Source organism: Pseudolabrys taiwanensis, assembly GCF_003367395.1.
GTDB lineage: Bacteria > Pseudomonadota > Alphaproteobacteria > Rhizobiales > Xanthobacteraceae > Pseudolabrys > Pseudolabrys taiwanensis.
Genome location: NZ_CP031417.1, coordinates 1,996,524 through 2,013,613, shown reverse-complemented (window position 1 = coordinate 2,013,613; position 17,090 = coordinate 1,996,524). Strand labels below are relative to the sequence as shown.

The window sequence follows — 17,090 nt, the reverse complement described above, 5'->3', positions numbered from 1 at the left end:
GGAAGATGATGTCAGCACGTCATTGGATCGGTTTTGCATTCGCGTTGATGGCCAGTGCCGCGCTTGCGGGCTCCGCCACCGCCGCCGACACGCTGAAGGTTCGGCTCGACTGGACGCCGTGGGGCAATCACGCGCCGTTTCATTTCGCGGCGCAAAAGGGCCTCTTCAAGAAGTACAATCTCGACGTCACGATCGACGACGGCAACGGCTCGGTCGCGACCGTGCAGATCGTCGGCAACGGCGAATACGATGTCGGCCATGCCTCGCTCGCGCCGATGGCGATCGCGCGCTCGAAGGGCCTGCCGGTAAAGGCCATCGCCGGCTTCGTGCAGAAGAACGATATCGGCCTGCTGGTACCGGCGGACGCGGGCATCAAGAGCCCGGCCGATCTCAAAGGCAAGAAGATCGCCTTCACCGCCGGCTCGCTCGAAGCGCCGTTCATCGATCGCTTCCTCGCCGCCGGCAAGCTGACGCGCAACGACGTCGAACTGCTCAACGTCAGCGCCGCCGCCAAGGCGGGCACCTATATGTCGGGCAGCGCCGACGGCGCGCTGTCGTCGGTGCCGTTCTTCCTGCCGGTGGTGTCGGCCAAGCGTAAGTCGACCAGCGTGAACTTCGCCGATTACGGCCTGCAATTCCCGAGCTTCGGGCTGTTCGCGACCGAGAAGTCGATCGAGACCAAGAAGGACGCGCTGCGCCGCTTCGCCAGCGTCGTCGCCGGCTGCTGGGCCTACATCCTGAACGGCCATATGGACGAGGGCGCGCAGGCGATCATCGCCGCGCGGCCGCAGGCCAAGCTCGATCCCGCGGTGCTGCGCGAGCAGATCGAGAATATCAAGGCCTTCTCCAAGACCAAGGCGACGGAGAACGAGCCGTTCGGCATCCAGGCCGCGTCGGACTGGTCGTCGGCGCTGGAGATTCTGGCGGAAGGCGGCCTGCTCGATCAGAAGGTGACGGCGGATGCGGTCTTCACCAACGATCTCATCGACAAGAAGATCGTCGCCGATCTCGCCGCGGGCAAGTTCTAAGTCGCCCGCATGATCCGAGCTTCGGACGTCGTCAAGCGGTTCGGCAAGGGCGACAAAGGCGTCACCGCGCTCGATGGCATCTCGCTCGAGATCGGCGAGGGCGAGTTCGTCAGCCTGCTCGGGCCGAGCGGCTGCGGCAAGAGCACGTTCCTGCGCTGCCTCGCCGGCATCGAGACGGCGAGCGCGGGCACGCTGCTGGTCGACGGCAAGGCGGTCGACGGCCCGCCGGACGGTCTCGGCATGGCGTTTCAGCGCGATGCGCTGCTCGACTGGTTCGACGTGTTGGAGAACGTGCTGCTGCCGGCCGACTTCGGCGGCAAGCGCAAGCGCGATTTCGAGCCGCGCGCGCGCGAACTGTTGGCGATGGCGGGGCTGAACAGCTTCGTCAACGCCTATCCGCGCGAATTGTCCGGCGGCATGCGTCAGCGCGTGGCGATGTGCCGCTCGCTGCTGCTCGACCCGCGGCTGTTGCTGATGGACGAGCCGTTCGGCGCGCTCGACGCGCTGACGCGCGACCAGCTCAACGTCGACCTGCATCGCCTGACGCAGCGGCAGAAGACGACGACGATCTTCGTCACGCACAGCATTTCCGAGGCGGTGTTCCTGTCGACGCGCGTCGTCGTGTTCAGCCCGCGCCCGGGCCGCATCGTCGAGGATATCCGCATCGATCTGCCGCGCGAACGGCGCCTGGCCGTGCGCGAGAGCGCCGAGTTCGCCGGCTATACGCGGCATATCCGCGGGCTGTTCGAGAAGATGGGGCTCATCCATGATTGAGATGCCGTCTGCCTTGTGGTCCGGCTTTCGCCGCTCGTCGGTGCCGCTGCTCGGCGCGCTGGTGTTCATCGTCCTGTGGGAGATCGCCTGCCGATTATTCGCCATCCGGCCGATCCTGTTGCCGAGCCCGACCATGGTGTTGCGCGAACTCGCCGACTCGCCGGCCTGGTTCGCCGAGCAGACCGTCTACACGGTCGGCATCACGCTCGCCGGCTTCGGCGCGGCGGTGGTGTTCGGCGTATTGTTCGCGATCATCATCGTCGAATGGAAATTGCTGGAGCGTCTGCTGTTTCCGCTGTTCGTCGGCCTCAACAGCGTGCCCAAGGTGGCGCTGGCGCCGCTGTTCATCATCTGGTTCGGCGTCGGCGATACGCCGAAGGTCGCTATCGCCTTTCTCATCGCGGTGTTCGCGGTGGTCATCGACACCGCGCTCGGCCTGCGCTCGGTGCCGCCCGACACGCTCGATCTCGCGCGCACCTTGCGCGGTTCGCGGCTGAAGGTGCTGTTGCGGGTGAAACTGTTTTGCGCGATGCCGCATCTGTTCGCCGGCCTGAAAGTCGCGATGTCGCTGGCGCTGGTCGGCGCCATCGTCGGCGAATTCGTCTCCTCGCAGCGCGGCCTGGGCTATGTGATCCTCAGCGCGCAAGGCATGTTCGATACGACGCGCGTGTTCGCGGCGATCGCCATCCTGGCGGTGGTCGGTGTCGCGCTGATCGAGGCGGTCGCCATCGTCGAGCGGCTGGCGATGCCGTGGCATCACAGCGCCGACCGCGGCGGTCACTGATCCAGGTTGCGGCGCAAAAGGCGGTATACCGCCCGAATGTTCGTGCGCTATGGCGTGTCTGCTCGCAGGCTGAGCAAAGGCCTGCTCAAAAAGCGGCTTAACAGCGCATTTTTTGTCGGCGCGCGCCGTTTGACAGTGCCGCGAAAGATCATCAGTATAACCGCATAAATATCCGGCTGGGATGCCAGCCGATAACGAGGGGCTCATGATCCGCGCCATCTTCGATGCAGCCTCGCGGAGCGCCGGCGGCGCAGAGCTTTCCATTCCGGTCGCGCGTGGCGCCTCCGACATCCACGATCTTCGAGCGGTTCTGTGTGCGCCCGGCCGCGCTTCGCGCGGCATTACGACGGCGCCCGTCCGTCTCGGCTGAACGGCCAATTAAAAAAGGGGAGACTTCACGATGCAGCGACGGACATTCCTGAAGAAAGCAGCGGCGGGCCTTGCCGCGACCTCGACGATTGCCGCGCCCGCGGTGGCGCAGACGCCGGGCCAGGTGAAATGGCGCATGGCGACGAGCTGGCCGAAGAGCCTCGATACGATGTACGGCTCGGCCGAAGAGATGTGCAAACGCGTCGGCCAGCTCACCGACGGCAAGTTCACCATTCAATGCTTTGCCGCGGGCGAGATCGTCGGCGGCTTGCAGGTGTTCGACGGCGTGTCGAACAAGACCATCGAATGCGGCCACACGCTGACCTCGTTCTACTTCGGCAAGGACCCGGTCTACGCCTTCGATGCCGGCGTCGCTTTCGGCACCAATGCGCGCCAGCAGGCGGCGTGGATGTATTACGGCGGCGGCCTCGAAGTGCTGCGCGAGATCTTCCTCAAGCAGAAAATGCTGAACTTCCCGTGCGGCAATGTCGGCGTGCAGATGGGCGGCTGGTACCGCAAGGAAATCAACTCGGTCGACGATCTCAAGGGCCTGCGCATGCGCATCGGTGGCCTCGGCGGCGTCGTGCTGCAACGCCTCGGCGCCATTCCGACGCAGATCGCGACCGGCGACATCTATCCGGCGCTCGAGCGCGGCACGATCGACGCCGCCGAATGGATCGGCCCTTACGACGACGAGAAGCTCGGCTTCCATAAGGTCGCGCCGTTCTACTATACGCCCGGCTGGTGGGAAGGCAGCGCCATGATCACCAGTCTGGTCAACGCCGACGCGTGGAAGGAACTGCCGCAGCTCTACAAGGATGCGTTCGAGACCGCGGCGAACGAGCAGAACCTCCTGATGATGGCGAAATACGATTTCAAGAACCCGGCCGCACTCAAGCGGCTGATCGCGGGCGGCACCAAGCTGCGGGCCTTCCCGCAGCCGGTGCTCGAAGCCTGTTTCAAGGCCACGGTCGAGACCTTCAACGAGCTGTCGTCCAAGAGCGCCGACTTCAAGCGCGTCTACGAGCACTGGAAGGATTTCATCAACACCTCCAACCAGTGGTTCCAGGTCGCGGAATATCGCCTCGACGCATTCCGCTATTCGTCGACGAAGTGGTAGAAAAATAGACGCAGGGTTCGCGCGGGCGCTGGTCGTCCGGCGCCCGCGCGATAACATTGCGTCGGCGGCCCACGTTCAAGGAGCAGTCAATGGCTTCGGAGGGAATCGGCGCACGCGTGCGCCGCAAGGAGGACGAGCGGCATTTGCACGGCCGCGGCCGGTTCGTCGGCGATATCGCCATGCCCGGTTTGCAGGAGGTCTCGTTCCTGCGCAGTCCGGTGGCGCATGCGCGTATTCGCGGCATCGCCAAGCCGGCGCAGGGCGATGTGCTGGTCGCCGCCGATTTCACCGGCATGCTGCCGATCGTCACGCGCTCCGCCATTCCCGGATACAAGGTGTCGGACTATCCGTCGGTGGCGACGGACAAGGCCCGTTTCGTCGGTGACATTCTCGCCGTCGCGGTCGCCCGTACGCGGGCCGAGGCGGAGGACGTCTGCGAGACGATCGTGCCGAACCTCGAAGAGCTGCCGCCGATCGTCGATGTCTATCGCGGCCGCGCCAAGGATGCCGCGCTGTTGCACGAGCAGTGGGGCGACAATCTCTTCCTGCAAACGTCGTTCGACAGCGGCCTGAGCGACGAGGTGCTCAACGCGCCGATCAAGGTGACGCGCGAATACAAGACCGCGCGCCAATGCATGCATCCGATGGAGGGCAAGGGCGTCCTGGCCTATTGGGATTTCCAGGCCGACCAGCTCGTCATCGTCACCTCGACGCAGGTGCCGCATCTCATCCGCACGGGCGTTGCCGAATGCCTGCAGATCGACCAGGAGCGGGTGCGCATCGTCACGCCGGATGTCGGCGGTGGCTTCGGCTACAAGTGCCTGTTGCAGCCGGAGGAGATTATCCTCGGCTGGCTGGCGCTGAACCGCAAGGCGGCGTTCCGCTGGATCGAGGACCGGCGTGAGCATCTCACCGCCGGCGCCAATGCGCGCGAGCATCACTATAAGATGACGGCCTATGCCGATGCGCGCGGCCGCTTGCTCGGCCTCGATGCCGAAGTGATGGTCGACACCGGCGCTTACTCGGTGTGGCCGTTTACTGCTTGCCTCGAAGCGGCGCAGGCGGGCGGCAATCTGCCGGGGCCTTACGACTTTCGCGGCTATCGCTGCAGTACCTATTCGGTGGCGACCAACAAGCCGCCGTTCGCGCCTTATCGCGGCGTGGCGCGGCCGGGCGTCTGCTTCGCCATGGAGCTGACCATCGATGCCATCGCCCGCGCGGCGGGCCGTGAGCCGGCCGACGTGCGCGCCGAGAATCTCGTGCCGGCGAGCGCGATGCCTTACACCAACGTGACCAACAAACACTACGACAGCGGCGACTATGTCGCTTCGCTGCGCACGGCGCAGCAGATGATCGCGCTCGATAAAATCCGCGCGCGGCAAAAGACGCCGGAGCCGGACGGTACGCTGATCGGTGTCGGCTTCGCGACCTATACCGAGCAATCGGCGCACGGCACCAAGGTGTTCGCGGCCTGGGGCCTGCCTTTGGTGCCGGGCTACGAGCAGGCGACCTTGAAGCTGACGCCGGATGGCGGCCTCGAAGTGCGCGCCGGCATCGTCACCATCGGCCAAGGGCTGGAGACGACCCTGGCGCAAGTGGCAAGCGAGATCCTCACCATCCCGGTATCGCGCATCAAGGTGAAGCTCGGCGATACGGCGACCACGCCATATTCGACCGGCGCTTATGCCTCGCGCGGCATCGTCATGGCCGGCGGCGCCGTGTCGCGCACGGCGGAGAAATTGGCCGAGCGCATCAAGAGCATCGCCGCGCATCTCATGCAGAAGCGGCCGGAAGAGGTCACGTTCAAGGACGGCCGTATCGAAGCCGGCGGCGCGAGCCTCGACTTCGCCGATATCGGCCGCGCCTGGTACCTGCGGCCGGAGACGTTGCCCGAAGGCGTCGACACCGGCGGCCTCGAAGTGACCGACGGCTATAAGCCGATGGTCGATGGCGGCGTGTTCTCTTACGCGACGCATGCCGCCGTGGTGGCGGTCGATCCGCGCACCGGCATCGTGAAGATTTTGGACTATGTCGTGGTCGAGGACTGCGGCCGTGTGGTCAATCCGATGATCGTCGAAGGCCAGACCTTCGGCGGCGTGGCGCAGGGCATCGGCACCGCGCTGTTCGAAGAGAGCACCTATGACGAGCAGGGCCAGCCTTTGGCCTCGACCTTGATGGACTATCTGTTGCCCGGGCCGACCGAACTGCCGTCGATCCGCATGGCGCACACCGAAACGCCGTCGCCTTACACGCGGCACGGCATCAAGGGCGTGGGCGAGGGCGGCGCCATCGCGCCCGGCGCGACGGTGGTGAACGCGATCAACGACGCGTTGCGCGGCCTCGGCGCGGAAGTGTGCGAAATCCCGGCGACGCCGCGGCGCGTGCTCGAAGCGATCACCGCGGCCCAGAAACAGGCGGCCGCCTGATGAAGCCCGTCGCATTCGATTATCATAAGGCTAGCAACATCGGCGATGCGCTGGCGGCGCTCGGCGCACCGGATGGCGACGCCAAGGCGGTGGCGGGCGGTTGCTCGCTCGGGCCGATGCTTAATCTGCGGCTGGCGCGGCCGGCCAAGCTCATCGATCTGCGCGCGGCGTCCGAGTTGCGCCAGCTCACGCAGGCGCCCGACCGGCTGACCATCGGCGCCTGCTGGACCCATGCCGAGATCGAGGACGGCATCGTCCCGGACGTGACGCGCGGCCTGATGCAAAAGGTCGCGAGCGGCATCGCCTATCGCCCGGTGCGCAACCGCGGCACGATCGGCGGCAGCCTGGCGCATGCCGACCCGAGCGCGGATTGGGTGACGACCATGGCGGTGCTGGACGCCGGCATCCAGATCGGCGGCAGGAACGGCACGCGGCGCGAGAGTGCGCTCTCGTTCATGCTCGGGGCCTATGCGACGACGTTGGCCGCGGACGAACTGGTGACCGCCATCGATGTGCCCGTGCTCTCCGAGCGCGCGCGCTGGGCCTATCACAAGATCTGCCGCAAGACCGGCGAATTCGCGATGGCGATCGGCGCGGTGGTGCATGATCCGGCGCGCGATTATGCGCGCATCGTCTGTGGCGCGGTCGAGGCGCCGCCGCTCGTATTGCCCCGCGCGTCGGCTGCGTTGCGCGAAGGCGTGGACGCGGCGGCCGCCGCGGCGGAAGCCGAAATCGAGGCTCTGCTGTCGGCGCACGACGGCGTCTTCAAGCAGCAACACAAAGTCGCGATCGAACGCGCTCTGGCGGAGCTTGGCCGGTGAACAAAGCAATCGCTCTGACCGTCAACAGCAATCCGGTGACGGCGCAGGTCGCGCCGCGCCTGCACCTCGCCGACTTCCTGCGCGGCGAGCTCGGCCTCACCGGCACGCATATCGGTTGCGAGCAGGGCGTGTGCGGCGCCTGCACGGTGATCGTCGACGGCAAGCCGATGCGCTCCTGCATCATGCCGGCCGTAGCCTGCGATGGCGCTTCAATCGTCACCATCGAGGGCCTCGATCGCGACGAAGTGGCGTCGAAGCTGCGCGAGGAATTCTCGGCGCATCACGGTCTGCAATGCGGCTTCTGTACGCCGGGCATGTTGATCACGTCGCGCGATCTCATCCTTCGCAAGGGCGAATGCGAGGAGGCTAAGATCCGCGAGGAGCTCAGCGGCAATCTCTGCCGCTGCACCGGTTACATGGGCATCGTCGCCGCCGTGAAGGCGGCTTCGGCGGGACGCGCGCCGCAGGCTGCCGCGGCGGTGGCGGCGACCACGCAAGGGACAAGCGCGGCGGTGACTGCCGCGACGACAGCGGCGGCACCGAAAGCGACCGCTGCGCCGATCGTCGCCGCGACCGACGGCTGGACCGAACTGACGGACCGCGTGGTGGTCGCCGCCGATGCCGGCACGACGTGGCAGTTCCTGCACGACATCCCGCGCGTCGCGCGCTGTCTGCCGGGCGCGGAGGTTACCTCGTTCGATGGTCGCAACATTACGGGCCGCATGGTGGTGAAGTTCGGGCCGATCAAGGCGAGCTTCGGTGGCGAAGGCACCGTGACGTTCGACGAGGCGGCGCGGTCCGGCGTGCTGCGTGGGGCGGGGCGCGATAGCGGCTCCGGCTCGCAGGCGAGCGGCGAGGTGATCTACACGCTGGTGCCGGAGGCCGATGGCCGCTGCGCCATCGACATCCGCATGCGCTATCGCATCGTCGGCATGCTGGCGCAGTTCTCGCGCGGCGCATTGGTGCGCGATCTGGTCGGGCGTTTGACCGCGGCCTTCGCGCAGAACCTCGCCGCGGCGATCGGCGGCAGCGAGCGCAAGCCGGCCGAGCTCGGCGTCATGGGCTTGCTTTGGGCGTCGCTGCTGGCGCGTCTGGGCCTTAGCCGAAAGCGCTGAGTCCCGCGCCGACTCTCGCTCCGTCTTCCGCCGGGCGGGCCAGCTACCTAAACCAAAGTATGTACCGCCGCACACGATCGGGTATCGCCGCAAACCTCCAGACAATTGAGGGCGGCGGCCGGTGACATTTAACTCACCGGCACGGTCAACGCGTCGGAGAGAAAGCCGTGCTGATACAGCTTGAGTCGACCCACACTGACTCGTTCATGTTTAACCGGCCCGCCAAGACGGCACCGCCGCCGCGCTACGAATTCTCCCGCCCCATCGCCCACCGCAGCGAGCGAGAGCCCGGCATCGACATCGCGCCGGCGCAGGCGGTGGCCCGCCGTTCCCTCGTCCTGCGCGGCATGACGGCCGAGTTCGTCACCTTGTCGCGCCGCGAGCGCCTGACCTTCAGCTATCGCGGGCCGCGCCATCTGCTGATCGTTCACGAGCAGGGCGTGCGCTTCGAAGGCGAGACGGCGCTCGAAGGCCTGCCGCGATCGTCGCTGCGGGAGTTGCGGCAGAAACTGACCTTCGTGCCGGCAGGGCATGCCTATAGCGAGTGGCAGGATCCCAAAGTGCTGTCGCGCACGAGCTATTTCTTCTTCGATCCGGCGGCCATGCCGGCGCTGCCCGCCATCAACGGCGGAACGGTCGACCTCTCCCCGCGGCTGTTCTTCGCGAACGCCACCTTGTGGGAGGCGGCCTCGAAGCTGGCCGCCATCGGCGAGGCGGACGATCCCGCGAGCCGCAGCTACTGCGAGGCGCTGGGCATCGTCCTGGCGCACGAGATCGTGCGCCTCAGCGCCGCGCCGGAGGCGAACCGCGTGCTGGCGCGCGGCGGTCTCGCCGGCTGGCAGAAGCGGGCCGTCACCGCTTACGTCGACGAGCACCTAGGCGAGCCCATTCCGCTGGCGAAGCTCGCGGCGCTGGCGCGGCTCAGCCCGCATTATTTCTGCCGGGCGTTCAAGCAGTCGTTCGGCGTGCCGCCGCACCGGTATCACATCGTCCGGCGCATCGACCGGGCCAAGGCGTTGCTCGCCGAGCGGACGAAATCGGTCACGGAAATCGGCTTGATGCTGGGTTTCAGCGAGACGAGTTCCTTCACCGCGGCGTTCCGCCGGATCTCGGGGCAGTCGCCGACGGCCTACCGTCGCGATTATACGTGAGCGGGGCGGCCGGCGTTTGAGGGTGGCAAGGGGCGACGGGCAATGGGTATAAAAGGAATAGAAGAAACCGCGTATAATTTAGTGCAATTTTCTGGCTGCGACGAATCTCAGGGCGAGACGATTTATGCCGCGGCATCAACAGACATTGGGTTTTGCCGTGGCTGACGACATGATGCCGCGGCGGTCGCGCACGTCGGCCGCGTTCTTGCCGGCGGTGGCGTTCGTGTTTGCGACGGTGATTTTCGTCGTCGACGCGTTCGTCATGATCGATATCGCCGTTGCCGTGCTCTATGTCACGGTCGTGATCATGTCGATCACGTTCTGCAACCGGCGCGGCGTTCTCGCCGTGTCGGCGGGGTGCATGGCGCTGACGGTGCTGGCCTTCGCGGTCCAGCATTGGGACGAGCCGGTCGGCAACGCGATGGCGCGCTGCGCCGTGAGTCTGCTGGCGATCGCGATTACCACATTCCTCGCATTGGGAATTCAGGCCAGTACGCAAGCCATGCGCAATCAGGCGCGGCTGCTCGATCTGTCCCACGACGCGATCTTCGTGCGCGACCGAAACGACGTGATCACGTTCTGGAATCGCGGCGCGGAAAGCCTTTACGGCTGGCCGGCCGCCGAAGCCATCGGTGCGGTGTCGCACGCATTGCTGCGCTCGCAGTTTCCGGCGTCGAAAGAGAAGATCGCCGAGCAGCTCTTGGAAAGCGGCTTCTGGGAAGGCGACATCGTCCACACCCGGCGCGACGGCAGCAAGGTCACGGTGTCCAGCCGCTGGTCGTTGCAGCGCGACCGGCGCGGCGAGCCGGTCGCCACGCTCGAGACCAACACCGATATCGACGATCGCAAACGCGCACAGGAGAGCCTGGCCGAGGCGCAGGCCGAACTGGCGCACTTGTCCCGCGTCTCGACGATGGGCGAGCTGACGGCGTCCATCGCGCATGAGGTGAACCAGCCGCTCGCGGCGATCGTGACGCGCGGCGAGGCCTCGCTGCGCTGGCTGGGGATCGAGGGGCCGCCCTTCGATCGCGTCAAACGTGGCCTCGAGCGCATGATCGCGGACGCCCAGCGGGCGAGCGGTGTCGTGCGCCGGCTTCGCGCGCTGTCGAGCAAGGAAGGCCTGCGCATGGCGCCGCTCGACCTCAACGAGGCGGTCGAGGAGGCGATCCCGCTCATGCAGCGGGAGATGGGCGCGCACGGCGTCCGGCTGTTCCTCGATCTCGCGGAGGGCCTGCCGGCCATCAGTGGCGATCGCCTGCTGCTGCAACTCGTTGTGGTCAACCTCGGCTTGAACGCGGTGCAGGCGATGGCCTCGGTCGACGGCCCGCGCGAGCTGACCATCCGGACGCAGCGAGACGACGAAAGCCATATCCGTGTCGCCGTCGAGGATTCCGGCCCGGGCTACGATCCGAGCCTCGAGGCCAATCTGTTCAACGCGTTCTTCACGACAAAGTCAGACGGCATGGGCATGGGTTTGGCGATTTCGCGTTCCATCGTGGAAACGCATGGCGGTAAGATCGCCGCGTCGCGAAAGGCGGCCGGCGGGGCGGTGTTCCAGTTCTCATTGCCCTTGAACGTGGAAGCACAGTCATGAATGCGGGCAAAGGGTCTACGGTCAAAGAGGCGGCGGCACAGACCGCGACGGTCCTGATCGTCGACGATGATGCATCGCTGCGGGAAGCGCTGAGTGAGCTGTTCAATTCGGTCGGGCTGGACACGCAGTCGTTCGGATCGGCGGCGGAGTTTCTCAAGGCCAAGCTGCCGGACGGGCCGAATTGTCTGGTGCTCGACATCCGGCTGCCGGGGGTGAGCGGGCTGGAGTTCCAAACGCAACTGGCGCAGGCCAACATCCACATTCCGATCGTCGTCGTGACCGGTCACGGCGATATTCCGATGACCGTACGCGCTATGAAGGCCGGCGCCGTCGACTTCCTGACGAAGCCGTTTCGCGACCAGGACATGCTGGACGCGGTCGCGCGTGCGATCGAGCGCGATCGCAAGCGTCGCGATAGCGACGGCGCGTTGACGACGCTTCGCAAACAATATGGTTCGCTGACGCCGCGCGAACGCGAGGTGATGACCCTGGTCACCAAGGGGTTAATGAATAAGCAGGTCGCGGCCGAGATGGGGCTCAGCGAGATCACGGTCAAGATTCACCGCGGTCATGTGATGCGGAAGATGGGTGCCCGCTCGCTGGCCGATCTCGTTCGCATGGCCGAGAGTCTGTCGTTGCATCCGAGCGCGAATTCGCACGGATAAACGTCTGTATAATTTCAATTTTTCCCATCATCTCCATATTGACGGTATCGACGATGCGATCATGCATTATGGTACCGCTTAACGGCGAGATCGGGAAACGGCTGTGTCTAAACCGCCTATCATATCGATTATCGACGACGACGAGTCGGTGCGCGACGCGGTCGGGGATCTCGTGAGTTCGCTCGGTTTCGACGCCCGCGTGTTTGCGTCGGCCGAGGATTTTCTGAGCTCGGCGGATTATCCACTCACGGTCTGTGTGATCACGGACATGCAGATGCCCGGCATGAGCGGGCAGGATCTCCAGCACAAGCTCGTGGCGGAAGGCCAACTCATTCCCATGATCTTCATCACCGCGTTCCCCGAGGCGCGGACGCGCGACAGTGTGATGGCGAAGGGCGCCTTGGCGTTCCTGGAAAAGCCGTTCGATGGCCGCGTGCTGAGCCAACTGATCCGCCACGTGACTGCGGCCGCAGGCCCGGCGGCCTAGCGCGGTTTGCGCTCCAAACCCAATTGTTTAAATCCGCCGCTTTGTTTCGGTTCTCGCCGCGTGCTCCCGCGTGCCGACGACGGGCCGCGCGGTGCGGGCTACGCGGCCGACCTGCGGGGGGACGAGCACAGGTCGGCCGCTGCCGGTGCCGGTTTGAGGCAGAGGGGGGGATGCCTGACCGGCGATGTAGTGGTCGCCGGGGAGACGATCACTGACAACTCTAATTTAGAGAGTCTGGCGGCGGATGCTTGTCGCGGATTATCGCGATTGTTCTGATTCTCTCATCATGGAGAGGTTCCGCGATGGGCGTGCATCGACTGCGCGGATAAAGGGGCGAGACGGCGTCGTCCGCCGCTCGCCCCTCGCGCATTAGCCTTGGATGAAGGCGAGAATATCCGGATTGATAACGTCCGGGTTCGTGCTGCACATGCCGTGCGGGTAGCCTTTGTAGGTTTTGAGCGTGCCGTTCTTGAGGAGCTTGATCGTCAGCAGCGCGGAGTCGGCGATCGGCACGACCTGGTCGTCTTCGCCGTGCAGGACGAGGACCGGCACGTCGATCTGCTTCAAGTCTTCGGTGAAATCCGTTTCCGAGAAGGCCTTGATGCAATCGTAATGCGCGTTGGCCGCGCCCATCATGCCCTGGCGCCACCAGTTGTCGATCAGCCCTTGCGAGACTTTCGCGCCCGGCCGATTGAAGCCATAGAACGGCCCGGTCGGCACATCGATGAAGAACTGTGCGCGGTTCGCCGCGAGCGCCGCGCGGAAGCCGTCGAACACTTCGAGCGGCAGGCCGCTAGGGTTCTTGTCGGTCTTGACCATGATCGGCGGCACGGCGCCGATCAGCACGGCCTTGGCAACGCGGCCTTTGCCGTGGCGCGCCACGTAACGCGCGACTTCGCCGCCGCCGGTCGAATGGCCGATGTGGACCGCGTCGCGCAGGTCGAGCGCCTCGGCGAGGGCGGCGACGTCGGCGGCGTAGGTATCCATCTCATGGCCGCCTGAGGTCTGCGACGAGCGGCCATGGCCGCGGCGGTCGTGCGCGATCACGCGAAAGCCCTTCGACAGGAAGTAGAGCATCTGGTTGTCCCAGTCGTCGGCGCTGAGCGGCCAGCCGTGATGAAACACGATGGGTTGGCCCTTGCCCCAGTCCTTGTAGAAGATCTCGGTGCCGTCTTTCGTTGTGATGGTCGCCATGATGGTGCTCTCGCGCGTTGGAGGTCGTCGGTGGGCATCGATAGGTGACGCAGCTGCCGCACGTGGCCGTCAGCCTGCCGCGATCGGATCGAATCCGTGCGACGCCATTGTGACCGTTCGGTTAGGACATTCGTCGCCCGCATTCGGCAGCGCCGCCTGCCGATACGGAGTAGGGTGGCATGCGCGTCGCGGCGAGGGCGGCACTTGCCTTGAGTTGCCGATGCTTGCCTAAATGGAGGGCGAGCGGCTGCGGCGGGCGTCGCGGCTGCGCGGCTGCGCGGCGCCGGTGCGCATGCGGAATGAATATTGTATACCCGAGGTTCGCCCGAGAGACCTTCGCGTCGCCACGGCCGAAGGCGCGCGTACCCGCGTTTTGATGAAAAGTTCCCTCGCAGGAAAAGCTGTGTGCATCCGCGACAAGAAGCGAAGCTGTGCGTCGCCACAGCCTCGAGGAGGTTATCATCCGCGCGGGGCGAACGTCGTGGTTCCTTGGAAGAGATAACCTCATGCTTCGCAGCGACAATGATCATATGCCGGCCAGCGAATTGATCGTCACGCGTCCGGTCGACGGCACGATGGTCGTGACCATCGACCGTGCTGCCAAGCGCAATGCGCTCGATGCCAATCTTGTCGAATGCCTGCACGAGGCACTGGATGCCGCGGCGATCGCCAACGCGCATCTCCTATGTTTGCGCGGGGCGGGCGCCTCGTTTTGCACAGGGTTCGATCTGTCCGATCTCGACTCCGAAACGGACGGCGACCTGCTGCTGCGCTTCGTTCGCATCGAGATGTTGCTCAACCGCATCTACAACGCGCCTTTCGTCACGCTGGCCCTGGCGCATGGCGATGTCAGGGGCGCGGGGGCCGATCTATTCGCCGCCTGTGAACGGCGCTTCGTGGTGGACGATGCGCGCTTCTGTTTCCCGGGCGCCGCCCTCGGCGCAGTGGCCGGCATTGGCCGCCTCGTCAGCCGAGTCGGCCGGGACCATGGGCGGGAGATCATGCGCTCGGGCCGGGAGTTGGGCGCGGACGAAGCCTTGGCGATCGGTCTCGCCAGCGGCCTGGTGACACGCGCCGACGTCGATTCGTTACTGACGCGGGAGAGCGCGGCGGCGTCGCGGCTCGATCGCGAGACGGTCGCCGCGTTGCATGCGGTGCGGGCCAGGGACGGCGCCGAGGATCTGGCGCATTTGACCATGTCCGCGGCGCGGCCGGGATTGAAGGACCGCATCCTCGCCTATCGTGAGCGGATGACGCAGCGCAAACAGCAACTCGCACTCGTGCAGCAACGCTTCGTCCAGAGCCCGAGCGTCGGCGGTGGCGACGGCCACTGAGGGCCGCGCAACCGCGTTTATATGACGGGCAAAAGCCGGCGCACGCTGTTGCTACGCTAGGTGCTGCGGTGCGTCATCGTGCGCGTCACGAAGACGCAGCGTGCACCGAGATTAATCAGCACCTGCTCTTGCCTTAGCCTCCGTGCGGCCACTTCGCTTCTATCGCATTGCAATATCTCGGTTTGTGAACATGCAAGCGCACCGTGGTCGTCCGAAAAAGGGGCATGACATCAACGATACTCATCAGTATAGTAATTCAAAACTAGGGCCCTGCGGGAATTCAGCCGCTCGTGCGGGTCTTCAATGACATGACGACGCCTGCGCGTGCATCGCGCGTGGAGGCGATCGTGTCGGCTTGTTGTGCTTGCGGCAAGCGCGCGTGACGGCACGTAAGGTGCCGCAGGCATGCTGCTGCGGACGCACTGTTAATGTCGCGAGGGGAGAGATCGTCGATGCTTCGGGTTACATCTGCCGCCGTGCGCGCCACGTTGTTGGGCGTGTTCATCGTGATGGCCGGCGCCAATGCGCAGGCGCAGGACATTCCGACCATCCGTTTCGGCCGGCAGAGCGCCGCTGAAGACAATCTCTGGCTGATGATGGCCAAGCCCGACCTCGCGCCCAATTACGGCAAAGCCTACAAGGTGGAGTGGTCGCAGTTTCGCGCCTCCGACGTCGCTTTCAAAGCGTTCGAAGCCGGGCAGGTCGACCTGTTCTCGACCAACGCCAATTCGGCCGTGACCGCGGCGACGAACGGCATCGACTTGAAGATCATCGCCAGCCTCAGCCGCGAGTCGGCCAACGGCGCGCACACTTATTGGCTGGGCAAGGTCGACGGCGGTCCGAACTCGATCAAGGATCTCAAGGGCAAGACCATCGGCATTCTCTCGTATCGGACGGGCGTCGAACTGTGGGCGCGTCAGGCGCTGAAGACGGCGGGTCTCAATCCCGATACGGACGTGCAATGGGCGGTGGTGCCGTTCTCTGCCGCCGCCGACGCGGTTCGCTCGGGCCGTGTCGCCGTCGCGGCGGCCGTGGAAGCCTTCGCGCAGCCGGCCTTGGCCAAGGGCGATCTGAAGGTCGTGTTCACCTCCAAGACCGGCGTGCCGTTCGACGAAGAGCTCATCGTCGTCAACGCCAAGCCGTCGTTCCTGAAGCAGCATCCGGCCGCGGTGAAGGCGTTCCTCTCCGACCTTGCCGGGGTGACGAAGTATCTCGCCGAGCACCAGACGGAAGGCCGTCAGGCGCTGCTCGATGCCAAGCTCGTCGTGATGCCGCCCGAAATCTTCATGAAAGTGAAGCCTTACGTCACCGACATGAAGCTGCGGCCCAACATCGACAACCTGAAGAAGCAGCAGGACGTGCTGCTGTCGGCCGGCTTCATCGACAAGAAGATCGACCTCACGCCGATCGTCGATACGTCGTACCTGCCGCAGTAACGATGTCGGCCCCTATTATTGTCGTTCGTGGCCTCGGCAAGCGATTCAGCCGGGGCGGCAAGGACGTCGACGCCATCCGCGATTTCAATCTCGAGATCGCGGAGGGCGAGTTTATCGCCATTGTCGGCCCTTCGGGCTGCGGCAAGAGCACGTTCCTGCACATGGTCGGCGGCTTCGAGTCGATCACAAGCGGCGACCTGCTGATCGAGGGCCGGCCGGTCACCGGCCCGGGCCCGGACCGCGGCGTCGTGTTCCAGGAGTTCGCGCTCTATCCCTGGCGCACGGTCGCCGAGAACATCGCCTGGGGCCTCGAGATCCAGAAGCGCTCGAAGGCCGAGCAGAAGGCGATCGTCGAGCGTCTCCTCGCCAAGGTCGGGCTGACGCATTTCCGCGATCACTATCCGGCCGAACTCTCGGGCGGCATGAAGCAGCGCGTCGCCATCGCCCGCACCCTGGCGTTCGATCCGCGCATCCTGCTGATGGACGAGCCGTTCGGCGCGCTCGACGCGCAGAACCGCGAGCTGATGCAGGAAGAGCTGCAGACCATCTGGAACGAAGCGCGCAAGACGGTGATCTTCATCACCCACGACATCGAGGAGGCGATCTACCTCGCCGACCGCGTGATCGTGTTCTCGGCCCGCCCCGGGCGGACCAAGGCCGACATCCGCATCGATCTGCCGCGGCCGCGCGACATCGACGTCAAGAAGAGCAAGGAATACTTCGACTATCGCAACCAGATCTGGGATCTGCTGCGCGACGAGGTGTTGCGCGCGCGGGCGGAGTTCGCCTGAC

At 65.4% G+C, this 17,090-nt stretch carries 16 protein-coding genes; 15 read left to right on the top strand and 1 reads right to left on the bottom strand.

The features are described from left to right. Positions 1-5: 5 nt before the first annotated feature. The 12 genes from DW352_RS09680 to DW352_RS09625 all read left to right on the top strand — a co-directional run bounded on the left by DW352_RS09680 (position 6) and on the right by DW352_RS09625 (position 12,334). Positions 6-1,028 (top strand): ABC transporter substrate-binding protein, encoded by a 1,023-nt coding sequence (locus DW352_RS09680; RefSeq protein ID WP_162826885.1) that lies wholly within the window; start codon positions 6-8, stop codon positions 1,026-1,028. Positions 1,029-1,037: 9 nt separating this feature from the next. After that, the gene (locus tag DW352_RS09675; protein WP_115690706.1) at positions 1,038-1,802 is read left to right on the top strand and encodes an ABC transporter ATP-binding protein; all 765 of its coding nucleotides are present in this window, start codon (positions 1,038-1,040) and stop codon (positions 1,800-1,802) included. Then, complete coding sequence (locus DW352_RS09670; RefSeq protein ID WP_210209956.1) at positions 1,795-2,586, top strand: ABC transporter permease; 792 nt, start codon at positions 1,795-1,797, stop codon at positions 2,584-2,586. The genes DW352_RS09675 and DW352_RS09670 overlap by 8 nt, the downstream gene beginning before the upstream one ends. Before the next feature lie 205 nt (positions 2,587-2,791). After that, positions 2,792-2,956, top strand: coding sequence for a hypothetical protein (locus DW352_RS09665; protein ID WP_162826884.1), 165 nt, complete (start codon positions 2,792-2,794; stop codon positions 2,954-2,956). A gap of 30 nt (positions 2,957-2,986) precedes the next feature. After that, positions 2,987-4,075, top strand: a complete 1,089-nt coding sequence (locus tag DW352_RS09660) for a TRAP transporter substrate-binding protein (protein ID WP_115690700.1) — start codon at positions 2,987-2,989, stop codon at positions 4,073-4,075. 89 nt (positions 4,076-4,164) lie between these two features. Continuing rightward, the gene (locus tag DW352_RS09655) at positions 4,165-6,501 is read left to right on the top strand and encodes a xanthine dehydrogenase family protein molybdopterin-binding subunit (protein ID WP_115690698.1); all 2,337 of its coding nucleotides are present in this window, start codon (positions 4,165-4,167) and stop codon (positions 6,499-6,501) included. Further along, entirely contained in the window at positions 6,501-7,322 is an 822-nt protein-coding gene (locus tag DW352_RS09650) for an FAD binding domain-containing protein (RefSeq protein WP_115690696.1), read from the top strand. The genes DW352_RS09655 and DW352_RS09650 overlap by 1 nt, the downstream gene beginning before the upstream one ends. Continuing rightward, complete coding sequence (locus DW352_RS09645; protein WP_115690694.1) at positions 7,319-8,437, top strand: xanthine dehydrogenase family Fe-S subunit; 1,119 nt, start codon at positions 7,319-7,321, stop codon at positions 8,435-8,437. The genes DW352_RS09650 and DW352_RS09645 overlap by 4 nt, the downstream gene beginning before the upstream one ends. 167 nt (positions 8,438-8,604) lie before the next feature. After that, complete coding sequence (locus DW352_RS09640) at positions 8,605-9,588, top strand: AraC family transcriptional regulator (RefSeq protein ID WP_162826883.1); 984 nt, start codon at positions 8,605-8,607, stop codon at positions 9,586-9,588. Between the two features lie 157 nt (positions 9,589-9,745). Next, positions 9,746-11,182, top strand: coding sequence for a sensor histidine kinase (locus DW352_RS09635; RefSeq protein ID WP_245434387.1), 1,437 nt, complete (start codon positions 9,746-9,748; stop codon positions 11,180-11,182). Then, positions 11,179-11,847, top strand: a complete 669-nt coding sequence (locus DW352_RS09630) for a response regulator transcription factor (protein WP_115690688.1) — start codon at positions 11,179-11,181, stop codon at positions 11,845-11,847. Before DW352_RS09635 ends, DW352_RS09630 begins: the two co-directional genes overlap by 4 nt. Before the next feature lie 103 nt (positions 11,848-11,950). Further along, a complete protein-coding gene (locus DW352_RS09625) occupies positions 11,951-12,334 on the top strand; it encodes a response regulator transcription factor (RefSeq protein ID WP_115690686.1) in 384 nt (127 codons plus the stop codon). A 369-nt stretch (positions 12,335-12,703) separates the two neighbouring features. On the opposite strand, the gene DW352_RS09620 is transcribed toward DW352_RS09625, so the two are convergent. Beyond that, positions 12,704-13,528, bottom strand: coding sequence for an alpha/beta fold hydrolase (locus DW352_RS09620; RefSeq protein ID WP_115690684.1), 825 nt, complete (start codon positions 13,526-13,528; stop codon positions 12,704-12,706). Positions 13,529-14,034: 506 nt separating this feature from the next. Here DW352_RS09620 and DW352_RS09615 point away from each other — a divergent pair. The 3 genes from DW352_RS09615 to DW352_RS09605 all read left to right on the top strand — a co-directional run bounded on the left by DW352_RS09615 (position 14,035) and on the right by DW352_RS09605 (position 17,089). Further along, on the top strand, positions 14,035-14,862 hold the full coding sequence (locus tag DW352_RS09615) for an enoyl-CoA hydratase/isomerase family protein (protein WP_210209955.1): 828 nt from the start codon (positions 14,035-14,037) through the stop codon (positions 14,860-14,862). 452 nt (positions 14,863-15,314) lie between these two features. Continuing rightward, positions 15,315-16,298: an ABC transporter substrate-binding protein gene (locus tag DW352_RS09610; RefSeq protein ID WP_162826882.1), complete on the top strand. Its 984-nt coding sequence runs from the start codon at positions 15,315-15,317 to the stop codon at positions 16,296-16,298. A gap of 2 nt (positions 16,299-16,300) precedes the next feature. Beyond that, positions 16,301-17,089 (top strand): ABC transporter ATP-binding protein, encoded by a 789-nt coding sequence (locus tag DW352_RS09605; protein WP_115690680.1) that lies wholly within the window; start codon positions 16,301-16,303, stop codon positions 17,087-17,089. The last annotated feature ends 1 nt before the right edge of the window (position 17,090 follow it).

Bases quoted from the DNA above. Each gene is read 5' to 3' on its own strand.
- DW352_RS09610 (WP_162826882.1), top strand. From the start codon at position 15,315: ATGCTTCGGGTTACATCTGCCGCCGTGCGCGCCACGTTGTTGGGCGTG.
- DW352_RS09670 (WP_210209956.1), top strand. From the start codon at position 1,795: ATGATTGAGATGCCGTCTGCCTTGTGGTCCGGCTTTCGCCGCTCGTCG.
- DW352_RS09675 (WP_115690706.1), top strand. From the start codon at position 1,038: ATGATCCGAGCTTCGGACGTCGTCAAGCGGTTCGGCAAGGGCGACAAA.
- DW352_RS09665 (WP_162826884.1), top strand. From the start codon at position 2,792: ATGATCCGCGCCATCTTCGATGCAGCCTCGCGGAGCGCCGGCGGCGCA.
- DW352_RS09605 (WP_115690680.1), top strand. From the start codon at position 16,301: ATGTCGGCCCCTATTATTGTCGTTCGTGGCCTCGGCAAGCGATTCAGC.
- DW352_RS09660 (WP_115690700.1), top strand. From the start codon at position 2,987: ATGCAGCGACGGACATTCCTGAAGAAAGCAGCGGCGGGCCTTGCCGCG.
- DW352_RS09650 (WP_115690696.1), top strand. From the start codon at position 6,501: ATGAAGCCCGTCGCATTCGATTATCATAAGGCTAGCAACATCGGCGAT.
- DW352_RS09630 (WP_115690688.1), top strand. From the start codon at position 11,179: ATGAATGCGGGCAAAGGGTCTACGGTCAAAGAGGCGGCGGCACAGACC.
- DW352_RS09615 (WP_210209955.1), top strand. From the start codon at position 14,035: ATGCTTCGCAGCGACAATGATCATATGCCGGCCAGCGAATTGATCGTC.
- DW352_RS09655 (WP_115690698.1), top strand. From the start codon at position 4,165: ATGGCTTCGGAGGGAATCGGCGCACGCGTGCGCCGCAAGGAGGACGAG.
- DW352_RS09680 (WP_162826885.1), top strand. From the start codon at position 6: ATGATGTCAGCACGTCATTGGATCGGTTTTGCATTCGCGTTGATGGCC.
- DW352_RS09620 (WP_115690684.1), bottom strand. From the start codon at position 13,528: ATGGCGACCATCACAACGAAAGACGGCACCGAGATCTTCTACAAGGAC.